The organism is Pseudomonas sp. TH10 (assembly GCF_016651255.1).
Classification (GTDB): Bacteria; Pseudomonadota; Gammaproteobacteria; order Pseudomonadales; family Pseudomonadaceae; genus Aquipseudomonas.
Genome location: NZ_JAEKEG010000032.1, coordinates 30,965 through 45,697, shown reverse-complemented (window position 1 = coordinate 45,697; position 14,733 = coordinate 30,965). Strand labels below are relative to the sequence as shown.

Here is a 14,733-nt window from a genome sequence, read left to right as displayed (position 1 = left end):
TGTCTGCCAGGCTCACCGCGCCATTGCTGATCAGCGTGTGTTCCGGGGCGACCACAAAATCCAGCGGGTCGTCCCACACCGGCGTAGCTTTGACCAGGGTGTGAGGTTCGGGGGCCAGGGTGATGACCGCCAGTTCCGCGCGGCCATGGAGGATTTCTTCGTAAGCCACTTCCGAATCGAGGAACTGAATATCCAGCGCTACTTGCGGGTAGCGTCGGGTGAACTCCCTTAATAAAGGCGGCAGGCGGTGCAGGCCGATGTGGTGGCTGGTGGCCAGGGTCAGGCGCCCGCTGACTTCGCCGGTCAGGTTGGTCAGGGCGCGGCGTGTATCGTCCAGCACGTTGAGAATCTGGTAAGCCCGCGGCAACAGGGCGCGGCCAGCTTCGGTCAGGCCGACTTCGCGGCCCAGCCGATCAAACAGGCGCACCTTCAATTGCTGCTCCAGGCCGGCGATGCGTTTGCTGATCGCCGGTTGCGTCAGGTGCAGCCGTTCGCCAGCGCCGGAGAAACTCCCCGTTTCGGCAATCGCGATAAAAGCATTGAGGTTGGCCAGATCCATGTTCGTATTCCAGTTGGTTATCCAAAGCATAAAAAATATGAATTTGAGTTATTTAATCTAACCCCATAGGATCGGCCTCACAAGCCAAAGGGTTATTGATAAGCCCAGGGCATAGAAACAAGCTGATGAGGAACCGTCTGATGGCCGGCAAAACGCTCTACGACAAGCTCTGGGATTCGCATTTGGTCAAGCAGCGCGACGATGGCTCTGCGCTGATCTACATCGATCGTCACATCATCCACGAAGTGACCTCGCCGCAAGCCTTCGAAGGCCTGCGTCTGGCCGGGCGCAAGCCATGGCGCATCGATGCCAACATCGCGACCCCGGACCACAACGTACCGACCACGCCAGAGCGCAAGGGCGGCATCGAAGCGATTGCCGACCAGGTTTCGCGTTTGCAGGTTCAGACCCTCGATGACAACTGTGATGAGTACGGCATCGTCGAGTTCAAGATGAATGACGTCCGCCAAGGCATCGTCCACGTCATCAGCCCGGAGCAGGGCGCGACCTTGCCGGGCATGACCGTAGTCTGCGGCGACTCGCACACTTCGACCCACGGCGCCTTCGGTGCTCTGGCTCACGGTATCGGCACCTCTGAGGTTGAGCACGTGCTCGCCACGCAGTGCCTGGTCGCCAAGAAAATGAAAAACATGCTGGTGCGCGTTGAAGGGCAATTGCCGTTCGGCGTGACCGCCAAGGACATCGTCCTCGCGGTGATCGGCAAGATCGGTACTGCCGGCGGTAACGGCCATGCCATCGAATTCGCCGGCAGCGCGATCCGCGACTTGTCCGTTGAAGGCCGCATGACCATCTGCAACATGTCAATCGAAGCCGGCGCCCGCGTTGGCCTGGTGGCTGCGGATCAGAAGACTGTCGACTATGTGAAGGGTCGTCCGTTCGCCCCGAAAGGCGCGGAATGGGACATGGCCGTCGAAGCCTGGAAAGACCTGGTGTCCGACGCGGATGCCAAGTTCGACACCGTGGTTGAGCTAGACGCTGCGCAGATCAAGCCGCAAGTCAGCTGGGGCACTTCGCCCGAGATGGTGTTGGCGGTTGATCAGAACGTGCCGGATCCGGCCAAAGAGATGGATCTGGTCAAGCGCGACTCGATCGTTCGCGCCTTGAAATACATGGGTTTGACCGCCAATCAGGCAATCACCGACATTCAGCTTGATCGCGTGTTCATCGGTTCCTGCACCAACTCGCGGATCGAGGACTTGCGCGCTGCGGCGGTGATCGCCAAGGGCCGTAAAGTCGCTTCGACCATCAAGCAGGCGATCGTCGTGCCGGGCTCGGGTCTGGTGAAGGCCCAGGCTGAAGCCGAAGGTCTGGACAAGATTTTCCTTGAAGCCGGTTTTGAATGGCGTGAGCCGGGTTGCTCGATGTGCCTGGCGATGAACCCGGACCGTTTGGAGTCCGGCGAGCATTGCGCCTCGACCTCCAACCGTAACTTCGAAGGCCGTCAGGGCGCCGGTGGTCGTACCCACCTCGTCAGCCCGGCCATGGCTGCTGCGGCAGCGGTGAACGGTCGTTTCATCGACGTCCGTGAATTGATCTAAGGAGCGCAGCATGAAAGCTTTTACCCAGCACACTGGTCTTGTCGCGCCTTTGGATCGTGCCAACGTCGACACCGACCAAATCATTCCGAAACAGTTTTTGAAGTCGATCAAACGCACCGGTTTCGGCCCGAACCTGTTCGACGAGTGGCGTTACCTCGATGTTGGTCAGCCGTATCAGGACAACTCCAAGCGCCCGTTGAACAAGGACTTTGTCCTCAACGCCGAGCGTTATCAAGGCGCCAGCGTGTTGCTGGCCCGCGAGAACTTCGGTTGCGGCTCCAGCCGTGAGCACGCGCCGTGGGCGCTGGAAGAATACGGTTTCCGCAGCATCATCGCGCCGAGCTACGCCGACATCTTCTTCAACAACAGTTTCAAGAACGGCTTGCTGCCAATCATCCTCAGCGACGCTGAAGTCGATGAATTGTTTAAGCAGGTTGAGGCCGAGCCGGGTTATCAATTGCAGGTCGATTTGCAGGCGCAGACGGTGACCCGTCCCGATGGCAAGGTTTATAGCTTTGAAATCGATGCGTTCCGCAAACATTGCCTGTTGAACGGTCTGGACGATATCGGTTTGACCTTGCAGGACGGCGATGCGATTGCGACGTTCGAGGCCAAGCACCGCGTGAGCCAGCCGTGGTTGTTCCGCGACGCATAATTGATTCGAGATTGATGTAGTCAGGGCTGGCCTCATCGCTGGCAAGCCAGCTCCCACAGGTTTCTCTGGTGTCCGCGAAATGTGTGTTCACTGAAGATCCTTGTGGGAGCTGGCTTGCCAGCGATGAGGCCGGAACAAGCACCATAAGATTCAAGGAAAGATCCCATGACCAGCACCGCCCAACACACTCAGGTCGTCCAAAAGCAATTCGGTGAACAGGCCGCCGCCTACCTGAGCAGCGCCGTTCACGCTCAAGGCACCGAATTCGCGCTGCTACAAGCCGAACTGGCCGGGCAGGGCGAAGCTCGCGTGCTGGACCTGGGTTGCGGCGCCGGTCACGTCAGTTTTCATGTCGCACCGCTGGTTAGGGAAGTGGTCGCCTACGACCTGTCGCAGCAAATGCTCGACGTGGTCGCTGCTGCCGCTGTAGATCGCGGCTTCAGCAACATTTCCACCGTCAACGGCGTCGCCGAGCGTCTGCCGTTTGCCGATGGCGAGTTCGACTTCGTGTTCAGCCGTTATTCGGCGCATCACTGGAGCGATCTCGGTGTGGCTCTGCGCGAAGTGCGCCGGGTGTTGAAACCGGGTGGCGTGGCAGCGTTCGTTGACGTGTTGTCACCGGGCAGTCCGTTGTTCGACACTTACCTGCAAAGCGTTGAAGTACTGCGCGACACCAGCCATGTGCGCGATTATTCCGCCGGTGAGTGGTTGCGTCAGGTCAGCGAGGCCGGTTTGCACGTTCGCAGCACCACGCGGCAGCGCCTGCGCCTGGAATACAGCAGTTGGGTTGAGCGCATGCGCACACCCCAGGTGATGCGCGCCGCGATCCGCGAGTTGCAGCAGGCGATGGGCAGCGAGGTGCGCGAGTATTTCGAGATTGAGGCCGACGGTTCGTTCAGCACCGACGTGCTGGTGCTGTTCGCCGAAAAATGAGTCACGCAACGATAGAATTTTTCCGGGTGTGCTCCAAGGGCGCACCGACTGATGACAAGAGGAAAGCATGAGCAAGCAGATTCTGATTCTCCCAGGTGACGGTATTGGCCCGGAAATCATGGCCGAAGCGGTCAAGGTCCTGGCATTGGCCAGCGACAAGTTCAACCTGGGTTTCGAGCTGAGTCACGACGTGATCGGCGGTGCTGCCATCGACAAGCATGGCGTGCCCCTGGCTGACGAAACCCTGGAGCGTGCCCGCGCGGCCGACGCGGTGCTGCTGGGCGCTGTCGGTGGCCCGAAATGGGACACCATCGAGCGTGACATCCGTCCTGAGCGCGGTCTGCTGAAAATCCGTGCGCAACTGGGTCTGTTCGGCAACTTGCGTCCGGCGATTCTGTACCCGCAATTGGCTGACGCCTCCAGCCTGAAGCCGGAAATCGTTGCCGGTCTGGACATCCTGATCGTCCGTGAGCTGACCGGCGGCATCTACTTCGGCGCACCACGCGGCACGCATACCCTGGAAAACGGCGAGCGTCAGTCCTACGACACCCTGCCGTACAGCGAAAGCGAAATCCGCCGCATCGCCCGCGTCGGTTTCGACATGGCCATGGTGCGTGGCAAAAAGCTCTGCTCGGTGGACAAGGCCAACGTGCTCGCCTCCAGCCAGCTGTGGCGTGAAATCGTCGAAGAAGTGGCCAAGGATTATCCTCAGGTCGAACTGAGCCACATGTACGTCGACAACGCCGCGATGCAACTGGTGCGCGCACCGAAGCAGTTCGACGTGATCGTGACCGACAATCTGTTCGGCGACATCCTTTCTGATGAAGCGTCGATGCTCACCGGTTCCATCGGCATGCTGCCGTCGGCTTCGCTGGACTCCAACAACAAGGGCATGTACGAGCCTTGCCACGGTTCGGCACCGGACATTGCCGGCAAAGGTATTGCCAACCCCTTAGCGACCATTCTGTCGGTATCGATGATGCTGCGTTATAGCTTCAATCTGCACGATGCCGCCGATGCCATCGAAAAAGCCGTCAGCGTTGTGCTCGACCAGGGGCTGCGCACCGGCGACATCCATTCGGCCGGTTGCACCAAAGTCGGTACGCAGGAAATGGGCGACGCAGTAGTCGCCGCGCTGCGGAATCTGTAATCTCTCGGGCCCGCTGCGAAATTCAATACAAAGCAGCGGCCCACTTTTCAAGAAGGTGTAGTTGCGATGAAACGTGTAGGTCTGATCGGTTGGCGCGGGATGGTCGGTTCCGTGCTCATGCAGCGGATGCTGGAAGAGCAGGATTTCGATCTAATCGAGCCGGTGTTTTTCACCACGTCCAATGTCGGTGGCCAAGGCCCGTCCGTGGGCAAGGACATTGCTCCGCTCAAGGATGCTTACAGCATTGATGAGCTGAAGACCCTCGACGTGATTCTGACCTGCCAGGGTGGCGACTACACCAGCGAAGTGTTCCCGAAGCTGCGCGAAGCCGGCTGGCAGGGTTACTGGATCGACGCGGCGTCCAGCCTGCGCATGAACGATGATGCAGTCATTATTCTGGATCCGGTCAACCGCAAGGTCATCGACCAACAGCTCGACGCGGGCACCAAGAACTACATCGGCGGCAATTGCACCGTCAGCCTGATGCTGATGGGCCTGGGTGGTCTGTTCGAGGCTGGTCTGGTCGAGTGGATGAGTGCCATGACCTATCAGGCGGCTTCCGGTGCCGGCGCGCAGAACATGCGTGAACTGATCAAGCAAATGGGCGCGACCCACGCCGCTGTCGCCGATCAACTGGCCGACCCGGCCAGCGCGATCCTCGACATCGACCGTCGCGTTGCTGATGCCATGCGCAGCGAAGCGTACCCGACCGAAAACTTCGGCGTACCGCTGGCGGGCAGCCTGATCCCGTGGATCGACAAAGAGCTGCCGAACGGCCAGAGCCGTGAAGAGTGGAAAGCTCAGGCCGAGACCAACAAGATCCTCGGTCGCTTCAAGAGCCCGATCCCGGTCGACGGCATCTGCGTGCGCATCGGTGCGATGCGTTGCCACAGCCAGGCACTGACCATCAAACTGAACAAAGACGTGCCGATCGCCGACATCGAAGGGCTGATCAGCCAGCACAACCCTTGGGTCAAACTGGTGCCGAACAACCGCGATATCAGCATGCAGGAGCTGAGCCCGACCAAGGTTACCGGCACCCTGAATGTACCGGTGGGCCGTCTGCGCAAGCTGAACATGGGTTCGCAGTTCGTCGGCGCATTCACCGTGGGCGACCAGCTGTTGTGGGGCGCCGCGGAGCCGCTGCGTCGCATGCTGCGGATCTTGCTGGAGCGTTGATCGCTTGAAGCAATGAAAGAACCCGTACCTTGTGAAAGGTGCGGGTTTTTTTATGAAATTGCCTGCGCCCCCACCAGCCGGTAAAGTGCCGCTCCCCACGTTCCGCCAGAGGTAGCACTATGACCCAGTCCCTTGATATTGCCGTAATCGGCGCCACCGGTACTGTCGGCGAAACCCTTGTGCAGATCCTCGAAGAGCGCGACTTCCCGGTGGGCAACCTGCACCTGCTCGCCAGCAGCGAGTCAGCCGGGCATTCGGTGCCGTTTCGCAACAAGAACGTGCGTGTGCGTGAAGTCGACGAGTTCGATTTCAGCAAGGTCAAACTGGTGTTCTTCGCCGCAGGCCCGGCCATCACCCTGAGCTACGCCGCGCGCGCCCATACTGCCGGTTGCTCGCTGATCGACTTGTCCGGCGCCTTGCCGGCCGATCAGGCGCCGCAAATCGTGCCGGAGGCCAACGCCGAAGTGCTCGCCAGCCTGAAAGCGCCGTTCCAGGTCAGCAGCCCGAGCCCGTCAGCCACCACGCTGGCTGTGGTGCTGGCACCCTTGCTGGGCATTATCGACCTGCAGCGCATCAATCTGACCGCTTGCCTGGCTGTGTCAGCCCAGGGCCGCGAAGCCGTCACCGAGCTGGCCCGGCAGACCGCCGAGCTGCTCAATGTGCGCCCTCTGGAGCCCAGCTTTTTTGATCGGCAGATGGCATTCAACCTGCTGGCCCAGGTTGGCAAGCCTGACGAGCAGGGCCACACGCAGCTGGAAAAACGCCTGGTACGCGAAGTGCGTCAAGTCATGGCGCTGCCTTCGTTGAAAATTTCCGTCACCTGCATTCAAGCCCCGGTGTTTTTCGGCGATAGCTATAGCGTCACCCTGCAGACTGCAGGCGAGGTCGATCTGGCGCAAGTCAACGCCGCCCTGGACGATGCGCCGGGGATTGAGCTGGTCGAGGCCGGTGATTATCCGACTGCGGTCGGTGACGCGGTGGGGCAGGATGTTGTCTATGTCGGCCGGGTTCGCCGGGGAATCGACGACCCGTCGGAACTAAATCTGTGGCTGACGTCAGATAACGTACGCAAAGGTGCGGCCCTCAATGCAGTGCAGGTGGCCGAATTGTTGATAAAAGACCTTTCGTAAAAGATACTTGCCAATAATTTGTCGACTGAATGCTGTCGGGCGCTATGCTTGCCCGCAGTGCTCGACAGCGCGGTTCAAACAAAGGATGAGGCTATGGTTCAAGTTCGCAAACTGGTGTTAGCAATAGCGGCCGCCTCGGCGCTGTCCTCCGGTATGGCGCATGCCCTCGGGCTCGGGGAGCTGACCCTGAAGTCGACCCTGAACCAGCCGCTGGTGGCTGAAATCGAGCTCCTTGATATCAAGGAGCTGACGGCGGCCGAAGTGGTGCCTAGCCTTGCTTCGGCAGAAGATTTCGCCAAGGCTGGAGTCGATCGCCAGGCGTTCCTCAACGACCTGACCTTTACCCCGGTGCTCAACCCCGGCGGCAAAAGCATCCTGCGCGTCACGTCGAGCAAGCCATTGTCCGAGCCGATGGTGAAATTCCTCGTGCAGGTCATGTGGCCCAACGGCCGCTTGCTGCGCGACTACAGCGTATTGCTTGACCCATCCAAGTTCTCTCCGCAGACCGCTGATGCCGCTGCGCAGCCAGCGCCGAGCCAAACTGTCACCGCACCGGTCACGGGTGCGACCAAGCCGACCGAGTACACCACCACTCGCCGCGACACCCTGTGGGAAATCGCCGCGAAGGCGCGCAATGGCGGTTCGGTGCAGCAGACCATGCTGGCGATCCAGGCGCTGAACCCGGATGCGTTTATCGACGGCAACATCAACCGGTTGAAAACCGGGCAGGTGCTGCGTCTGCCAGACCAGGCGCAGAGCACCAGCCTGCCGCAATCCAAAGCCATCGCCGAAGTCGCCGCGCAGAACACCGCCTGGCGTCAGGGCCGTCGTTATGCGCCGCAGCCCGGTGCCGGGCAGCAGCAGCTCGACGCGACCAATCGGCCTCGCGGTGACGCCCCTTCAACGCAGGCTGCCCGGGATAACCTCAGCCTGGTCTCGGCCGAAGCCGGCAAGGCGGGTGCGAAAGGCGCGGGGGCGACGCGAAGAATTTGAGCAACAAGCTGGCGGTGACCCAGGAAAGCCTCGACACCACCCGTCGCGACAACGAAGAACTGAAAAGCCGCATGGCCGATCTGCAGAGCCAGCTGGACAAGCTGCAGAAGCTGATCGAACTGAAGAACAATCAGCTGGCCAAGTTGCAGGCAGAAGGCGGTCAGGACGCGCCTGCGGATGTGGCGGCCGCCCCGGCGATCAACGCCGAACTGGCCACCGATCCTGCCGTGACTGCTCCGGAACAAGGCCTGGCACCAGAAGCCGTGCCACCAGTACCCGCAGCGACCCCCGAAGCTACACCGGTGGTCGAGGACAAGCCGGTCGAGCCAGCACCGGCGACGGCCACGGACGAGCAGAAATACAACGACCTGCTGACCAACCCGTGGCTTCTGGGCATGGTTGGCGGTGGGGCAATCGTTCTGCTGCTCCTGCTGTTGCTGCTCGCCCGTCGCCGCAAGGCCCAGCAGGAAGCAGAGAAACACCTGCGCATGGCTCGCGCCTTGTCCGAAGAGCAAGAGTTCTCTGTCGATCACGACCTGCCGGAAAGCAGCTTCGAAGGCCTGGAAGTTCCACCGCCGAGCGTGAAAATGGCGACTATGCCCGAGCCGACTCCGGCGCCAGCACCTGCACCCGCGCCGGTGATCGCTCCGGTAATCGTTACTCCACCCATCGCAGCGCCACTGATCTCGCCGGCTGCAGAGCACTCCGACGACGTCTTGCCCCGGGCTCAGTCGCACATCAACGCCGGTCGGTTTAACCAGGCGGGCGCGTTGCTGGAAGACGGCATCAAGCAAGAGCCTCAGCGCAGCGACTTGCGCCTCAAGCTGATGGAAATCTACGGCCGGCAAGGCGATCGCGAAGCCTTCGTCGCTCAAGAGCGCAAGCTGGTGGCCAATGGCGATAACTACGCCCAGGTCGAACAGCTCAAAAGCCGCTTCCCGGCCATGGCGATGGTCGCCGCGGGCGGCATTGCTGCCGCAGCCCTGGCTGCGCAAATGGATGCGCAGTACGTTAAGGACCTCATGCTGGACGAGCCACAGGAACCAGCCGCAGAGCCGGCGCCAGAGGCTGATGAGGCGCTGGACCAAAGCTTCGACCTGAGCCTGGATGACCTGGAAGCCGCCTCTCCAGCAGTGGTTGCACCCGAAACTGAGCCGGATACCCTCGGTGAGCTGGACGAATTCCCGTCCGACGATGACCTGAGCTTCCAGTCGGTGTTGCAACAGCAGACCGAGATCAAGGAAAACCTCGACGACCTGTCGGATTTCGATCTGGACATGGACCTCGGCGGTGATACCTCCCCGGCGATCCTGGCCGAGGATGACTTCCTCCTGGACCTGGATGAAGGCGTCAAGGACCTGCCTCTCGCTGACGTGTCAGGTACTCCAGAAGTGCCGCAGGACGACCTGGAACTGCCGGATGACTTCGACTTGTCGCTGGCCGACGAGATGGATGCGCAGGGGGCGTCTGAAGCCTTGCCTGCCGAGCCGGACGACCTGAGCGCCGAACTGGATCGTCTGTCCCGGGATATCAGCGCGCCGACCTTTACCGCCGACGACGCGCTGGTTTCCGCAGACGACGAGCCCGAGTTCGATTTCCTCTCGGGCACTGACGAAGTCGCAACCAAGCTCGACCTGGCCCAGGCCTACATCGACATGGGCGACAGCGATGGCGCGCGCGATATCCTCAATGAGGTCGTGAGCGAAGGCGATGACGGGCAGAAGAGCGAAGCGAAGGACATGCTGTCGCGGCTGGTCTGATGGCAGGGGGTAAACAACAGCGGCAGCCATTGAGGCTGCCGTTTTTTGTTATAGAAGACGATCTTTTGACTTTGGCTGGCATCCCCGGTCGACAGCCTTATAATGCCCGCCTTTGCAAAAACAGCAGGCTGTCCCACCTTGGCAAACATAGATAACCCGGTCGCCGAACTGGCCCCTGACGGCTTTTACCGCGTAGCGCTGGGCGTTGAGTACAAAGGTTCGCGCTACAGCGGTTGGCAGCGTCAACTGACCGGTGTGGCGACGGTGCAGGAAGAGCTCGAAAAAGCTTTGTCGAAAGTCGCCAATTCGCCGGTGTCCTTGCAGTGCGCCGGGCGTACCGACGCTGGCGTGCATGCCTGTGGGCAAGTGGTGCATTTCGACACTCAGGTCGATCGCTCGCTGAAGGCCTGGGTCATGGGCGCCAACATCAATTTGCCCCATGACATCAGCGTCAGTTGGGCGCGGGTGATGCCGGCGCATTTTCATGCGCGGTTCAAAGCCATCGCCCGGCGTTATCGCTACGTGATCTACAACGATCAGATCCGGCCGGCGCATCTCAACGAAGAAATCACCTGGAACCACCGCCCGCTGGATGTCGAACGCATGGCCGAGGCGGCGCAATACCTGGTCGGCACCCATGATTTCAGTGCCTTCCGCGCCGGTCAGTGCCAGGCCAAATCGCCGATCAAGAAGATGCACCACTTGCGTGTCACCCGACACGGCAAGATGATCGTGCTCGACATTCGTGCCAATGCCTTCCTGCATCACATGGTGCGCAACATCGCTGGCGTCTTGATGACCATCGGTGCGGGCGAGCGGCCGGTTGAGTGGATGAAGGAAGTGCTGGAAAGTCGCGAGCGCCGTTCCGGAGGTGTGACCGCGCATCCTTATGGTCTTTATCTGGTGCAGGTCGAGTACCACGACGAATTCCCGTTGCCCGAGCGTTTTATCGGGCCACATTTCCTTACGGGTTTCTCGGAACTTGACGGCTGACGCCCTCGAACGCTTTTGTTACCATCCGGGACTTTCCCGGATTTGCCTTGGAGTTTTTCTCGACATGTCAGCCGTTCGCAGCAAGATCTGCGGGATTACCCGCATAGAAGATGCGTTGGCCGCTGTCGAGGCCGGGGCCGATGCGATCGGCTTTGTGTTCTACGCCAAGAGCCCGCGAGCGGTGACCGTGCAGCAGGCGAGGGCGATCATCAGGGCATTGCCACCGTTTGTGACCACCGTGGGCCTGTTCGTCAACGCCAGCCGCTGCGAGTTGGGGGAAATCCTCGATGCCGTGCCGCTGGACCTGTTGCAGTTCCATGGTGATGAAACCGCTGAGGCGTGCGAAGGCTGGCATCGTCCGTACATCAAGGCGTTGCGGGTCAAGGCTGGTGATGACATCGCTGCCGCCGTGGATGCCTACCCGAGCGCTAGCGGCGTGCTGCTCGACACTTATGTCGAAGGCGTGCCTGGCGGAACCGGAGAGGCGTTTGACTGGTCTTTGATTCCGCAAGCGTTGAGCAAGCCGTTGATTCTGGCGGGCGGCCTGACGCCGGAGAACGTCGCCGACGCAGTGGTTCGAGTAAAGCCGTATGCCGTAGACGTCAGCGGCGGGGTAGAGGCAAGCAAGGGCATCAAGGATCACGCCAGGATCCACGCGTTCATCAACGCCGTAAAAGGCGTTTAGGCACCGGTTCCGATATTGATGTGACGGCTGGCAGTCTGCCGCCGTCCATCAATGCACTTGCACAAAGCAGGCGCGGCTGAGGGTTTGTGGAGGGCACGCAGGTCATGTTTCGCGCTGACCGTGGCTTTTCACCGATCATCGCCACACATATGAATTTAGCTGAAGGGCATACGCGGGGCTGCGAACCAGAGCGTTCGGGCCGCCGGTACTGGAGAAAGAAAGCATGAGCAACTGGTTAGTAGACAAACTGATCCCTTCGATCATGCGCTCGGAGGTCAAGAAGAGCTCGGTGCCTGAAGGTCTGTGGCACAAATGCCCGTCCTGCGAGGCTGTGCTGTATCGTCCGGAGCTGGAAAAGACCCTGGATGTTTGCCCCAAGTGCAACCACCACATGCGCATCGGCGCACGTGCGCGCATCGACATCTTCCTCGATGCTGAAGGTCGCAACGAACTGGGTGCCGATCTGGAGCCGGTTGACCGTCTGAAGTTCCGCGACGGCAAGAAGTACAAGGATCGCCTGACCGCTGCACAGAAGCAGACCGGCGAAAAAGACGCGCTGATCTCCGTCAGCGGCACCCTGCTGGGCATGCCGGTAGTGGTTTCGGCATTCGAATTCAGCTTCATGGGCGGTTCCATGGGCGCTATCGTCGGTGAGCGTTTTGTCCGCGCCGCCAACTACGCGCTGGAAAATCGCTGCCCGATGATCTGCTTCGCCGCCTCCGGTGGTGCGCGCATGCAGGAAGCGCTGATCTCGCTGATGCAGATGGCCAAGACCTCGGCTGTTCTGGCGCGTTTGCGTGAAGAAGGCATTCCGTTCATCTCGGTACTGACTGACCCGGTTTATGGTGGTGTTTCCGCCAGCCTGGCGATGCTCGGCGACGTGATCGTTGGCGAGCCGAAAGCCCTGATCGGCTTCGCTGGTCCGCGCGTTATCGAGCAGACCGTTCGTGAAAAACTGCCGGAAGGCTTCCAGCGCAGCGAGTTCCTGCTGGAACACGGCGCGATTGACATGATCGTCCACCGTCAGGAACTGCGCCCACGTCTGGGTAACCTGCTGGCACAGATGACTGGCAAGCCGACGCCGAAATTCGTCGCTGCACCGATCGAACCGATCGTGGTTCCACCGGTACCTGCTGGCCTATGACCGAGCGCACCCTTGGCGAGTGGCTCGCCTACCTTGAACAGTTGCATCCTTCGGCCATCGACATGGGGCTGGAGCGTTCGCAACAGGTAGCGTCCCGCATGGGGCTAGGCCAGCCGGCGCCTCGGGTGATCACGGTCACCGGCACCAACGGCAAGGGTTCGACCTGCGCTTTCGTGGCTTCATTGCTGCGCGCGCAGGGTCTGAGCGTTGGTGTCTACAATTCCCCGCATCTGCTGCGCTACAACGAGCGGGTGCAGCTCAATGGCGTCGAAGCCACTGATGCACAACTGTGCGAAGCCTTTGCTGCGGTCGAGGCCGGGCGCGGCGACATTTCCCTGACTTACTTTGAAATGGGCACCCTCGCGGCGTTCTGGCTGTTTCACCAGGCCGGACTTGATGCGGTGGTGCTTGAGGTGGGGCTGGGCGGGCGTCTGGACACGGTCAACGTGGTCGATGCCGATATCGCCTTGGTCACCAGCATCGGCGTCGACCACGCCGATTACCTGGGTGATACCCGCGAGTCCGTGGCCTACGAAAAAGCCGGCATCTTCCGCCAGGGCGCCCCCGCGCTCTGTGGCGATCTGAATCCTCCGCAACCTCTGCTGGACAAAGCCCGTGAGCTGGCCTGTCCTTTCTTTCTGCGTGGACGTGATTTCGATCTCGGCATGACCGATCAACACTGGCAGTGGCGCGGCACCGATGCGCAGGGGCAGGTTGTCGAGTTGCGTGACTTGCCGCTGCTCGACCTGCCGATGGAGAACGCCGCATTGGCCCTGCAGGCCTATCTGTTGCTCGGTTTGCCGTGGGATCCCCGGCAAATCGTTGCTGCGTTGCAGGACACTCGTGTGGTCGGGCGCCTTGATCGCCGTTCGTTCGAGTGGAATGGCAAGCGCCTGAATGTGTTGCTGGATGTGGGGCACAATCCGCATGCCGCCGAGTATCTGGCCCGTCGTCTGGCCTCGCGACCACCAGTCGGCAAGCGCCTGGCGGTGTTCGGTCTGCTGGCCGACAAGGATCTGGATGGTGTTGTCGGCGAATTGAGTGCTAGTGTCGAGCATTGGGCGGTGGCGCCGCTGGATTCGCCGCGTTCACGCCCGGCGGTTGAGTTGCAGGCAGCCCTGCAGAACCTTGGCGCTGGCGTCACGTCTTACGACAGTGTCGCCGCTGCGCTGGAAGGGCAGTGCGCCGTGGCGACCACTGACGACGAGATTCTGTTGTTCGGATCATTTTATTGTGTCGCCGAGGCCCTTGAATGGTTGGCCCGGCGCTCCACGGAGGAAGCGGCAAATGGCTTTGCTGGATAAAGCGTACAAGCAGCGCATGGTTGGCGCGTTGGTGCTGGTGGCGCTGGCGGTGATTTTCCTGCCGATGCTGTTTACCCGTCAGGATGAACAGCGTCAGGTGACTGTCGAAGCGCCTGCCGCACCGCAAGCGCCCGTGGTGCCGCAGGTGCAGATCGAGCCGGTGGTCGTACCTGAGCCTCAGGTGCTGCCGCAGGAGCCGGTGCCGAGCGACGAAGAAATCGCCGAGCAGCAAGCGCCGTCGACGCCAATCGCCCCTGCGGTGCCCGTCGCCCCTGCGCCGGCCTCGGCAGCCAAGCCGGTCGCGCCAGCCCCGGCACCCGTGCCGGCATTGGCCGCCAAGCCAAGCACGCCACCGGCCCAGCCAATCACGGCGACGCCAGGCAAGCCGGACACCAGCCAAAGCCGCGTCGATGCCAATGGCCTGTCGGTCAGCTGGTCGGTGCAACTGGCCAGCCTGTCGAACCGTGCCAGCGCCGAAAGCCTGCAGAAATCCCTGCGAGCCCAGGGCTACAACGCCTACATTCGTTCTGCCGATGGCAAGAATCGGGTGTTTGTCGGCCCGCTGATCGAGCGCGCCGAAGCCGATCGTCTGCGTGATCTGCTGGGTCGCCAACAGAACCTCAAGGGTTTTGTCGTACGTTTCCAGCCTGAGCGCGGCTAAAAACTATCACCTCGATTGAAATGCGCTG

At 61.0% G+C, this 14,733-nt stretch carries 12 protein-coding genes and 1 pseudogene; 12 read left to right on the top strand and 1 reads right to left on the bottom strand.

Going from position 1 to position 14,733, the window contains the following annotated elements; translation table 11 throughout:
• On the bottom strand, positions 1 to 559 hold a 559-nt coding region (locus JFT80_RS04735), incomplete at its 3' end, for a LysR family transcriptional regulator (RefSeq protein ID WP_201147095.1).
• A 140-nt stretch (positions 560 to 699) separates the two neighbouring features.
• Here JFT80_RS04735 and leuC point away from each other — a divergent pair.
• The 12 genes and pseudogenes from leuC (at position 700) to JFT80_RS04675 (ending at position 14,705) form a co-directional block, all read left to right on the top strand.
• The gene (gene leuC, locus JFT80_RS04730) at positions 700 to 2,118 is read left to right on the top strand and encodes a 3-isopropylmalate dehydratase large subunit (protein ID WP_016984527.1); all 1,419 of its coding nucleotides are present in this window, start codon (positions 700 to 702) and stop codon (positions 2,116 to 2,118) included.
• A 10-nt stretch (positions 2,119 to 2,128) separates the two neighbouring features.
• On the top strand, positions 2,129 to 2,773 hold the full coding sequence (leuD, locus tag JFT80_RS04725) for a 3-isopropylmalate dehydratase small subunit (RefSeq protein ID WP_007913445.1): 645 nt from the start codon (positions 2,129 to 2,131) through the stop codon (positions 2,771 to 2,773).
• A gap of 165 nt (positions 2,774 to 2,938) precedes the next feature.
• On the top strand, positions 2,939 to 3,706 hold the full coding sequence (locus tag JFT80_RS04720; protein WP_201147094.1) for a class I SAM-dependent methyltransferase: 768 nt from the start codon (positions 2,939 to 2,941) through the stop codon (positions 3,704 to 3,706).
• A gap of 67 nt (positions 3,707 to 3,773) precedes the next feature.
• Positions 3,774 to 4,856: a 3-isopropylmalate dehydrogenase gene (gene leuB / locus JFT80_RS04715; protein WP_201147093.1), complete on the top strand. Its 1,083-nt coding sequence runs from the start codon at positions 3,774 to 3,776 to the stop codon at positions 4,854 to 4,856.
• 66 nt (positions 4,857 to 4,922) lie between these two features.
• The gene (asd, locus tag JFT80_RS04710) at positions 4,923 to 6,035 is read left to right on the top strand and encodes an aspartate-semialdehyde dehydrogenase (protein ID WP_201147092.1); all 1,113 of its coding nucleotides are present in this window, start codon (positions 4,923 to 4,925) and stop codon (positions 6,033 to 6,035) included.
• Between the two features lie 119 nt (positions 6,036 to 6,154).
• A complete protein-coding gene (locus tag JFT80_RS04705; RefSeq protein ID WP_201147091.1) occupies positions 6,155 to 7,165 on the top strand; it encodes an aspartate-semialdehyde dehydrogenase in 1,011 nt (336 codons plus the stop codon).
• Between the two features lie 93 nt (positions 7,166 to 7,258).
• A pseudogene (locus JFT80_RS04700) lies at positions 7,259 to 9,918 on the top strand (FimV/HubP family polar landmark protein).
• Positions 9,919 to 10,020: 102 nt separating this feature from the next.
• Positions 10,021 to 10,911 (top strand): tRNA pseudouridine(38-40) synthase TruA, encoded by an 891-nt coding sequence (truA, locus tag JFT80_RS04695; RefSeq protein ID WP_374091324.1) that lies wholly within the window; start codon positions 10,021 to 10,023, stop codon positions 10,909 to 10,911.
• 64 nt (positions 10,912 to 10,975) lie between these two features.
• Entirely contained in the window at positions 10,976 to 11,596 is a 621-nt protein-coding gene (locus JFT80_RS04690; RefSeq protein WP_201147089.1) for a phosphoribosylanthranilate isomerase, read from the top strand.
• A 223-nt stretch (positions 11,597 to 11,819) separates the two neighbouring features.
• Positions 11,820 to 12,740, top strand: a complete 921-nt coding sequence (gene accD, locus JFT80_RS04685; protein ID WP_201147088.1) for an acetyl-CoA carboxylase, carboxyltransferase subunit beta — start codon at positions 11,820 to 11,822, stop codon at positions 12,738 to 12,740.
• A complete protein-coding gene (gene folC, locus JFT80_RS04680; protein WP_201147087.1) occupies positions 12,737 to 14,044 on the top strand; it encodes a bifunctional tetrahydrofolate synthase/dihydrofolate synthase in 1,308 nt (435 codons plus the stop codon). The genes accD and folC overlap by 4 nt, the downstream gene beginning before the upstream one ends.
• Positions 14,028 to 14,705 (top strand): SPOR domain-containing protein, encoded by a 678-nt coding sequence (locus tag JFT80_RS04675; protein ID WP_201147086.1) that lies wholly within the window; start codon positions 14,028 to 14,030, stop codon positions 14,703 to 14,705. Before folC ends, JFT80_RS04675 begins: the two co-directional genes overlap by 17 nt.
• Positions 14,706 to 14,733: the final 28 nt, after the last annotated feature.

What these genes read in the sequence shown, in the direction of transcription:
- leuC (WP_016984527.1), top strand. Translation starts at nt 700, where the DNA reads ATGGCCGGCAAAACGCTCTACGACAAGCTCTGGGATTCGCATTTGGTC.
- leuD (WP_007913445.1), top strand. Translation starts at nt 2,129, where the DNA reads ATGAAAGCTTTTACCCAGCACACTGGTCTTGTCGCGCCTTTGGATCGT.
- JFT80_RS04720 (WP_201147094.1), top strand. Translation starts at nt 2,939, where the DNA reads ATGACCAGCACCGCCCAACACACTCAGGTCGTCCAAAAGCAATTCGGT.
- leuB (WP_201147093.1), top strand. Translation starts at nt 3,774, where the DNA reads ATGAGCAAGCAGATTCTGATTCTCCCAGGTGACGGTATTGGCCCGGAA.
- asd (WP_201147092.1), top strand. Translation starts at nt 4,923, where the DNA reads ATGAAACGTGTAGGTCTGATCGGTTGGCGCGGGATGGTCGGTTCCGTG.
- JFT80_RS04705 (WP_201147091.1), top strand. Translation starts at nt 6,155, where the DNA reads ATGACCCAGTCCCTTGATATTGCCGTAATCGGCGCCACCGGTACTGTC.
- truA (WP_374091324.1), top strand. Translation starts at nt 10,021, where the DNA reads ATGCCCGCCTTTGCAAAAACAGCAGGCTGTCCCACCTTGGCAAACATA.
- JFT80_RS04690 (WP_201147089.1), top strand. Translation starts at nt 10,976, where the DNA reads ATGTCAGCCGTTCGCAGCAAGATCTGCGGGATTACCCGCATAGAAGAT.
- accD (WP_201147088.1), top strand. Translation starts at nt 11,820, where the DNA reads ATGAGCAACTGGTTAGTAGACAAACTGATCCCTTCGATCATGCGCTCG.
- folC (WP_201147087.1), top strand. Translation starts at nt 12,737, where the DNA reads ATGACCGAGCGCACCCTTGGCGAGTGGCTCGCCTACCTTGAACAGTTG.
- JFT80_RS04675 (WP_201147086.1), top strand. Translation starts at nt 14,028, where the DNA reads ATGGCTTTGCTGGATAAAGCGTACAAGCAGCGCATGGTTGGCGCGTTG.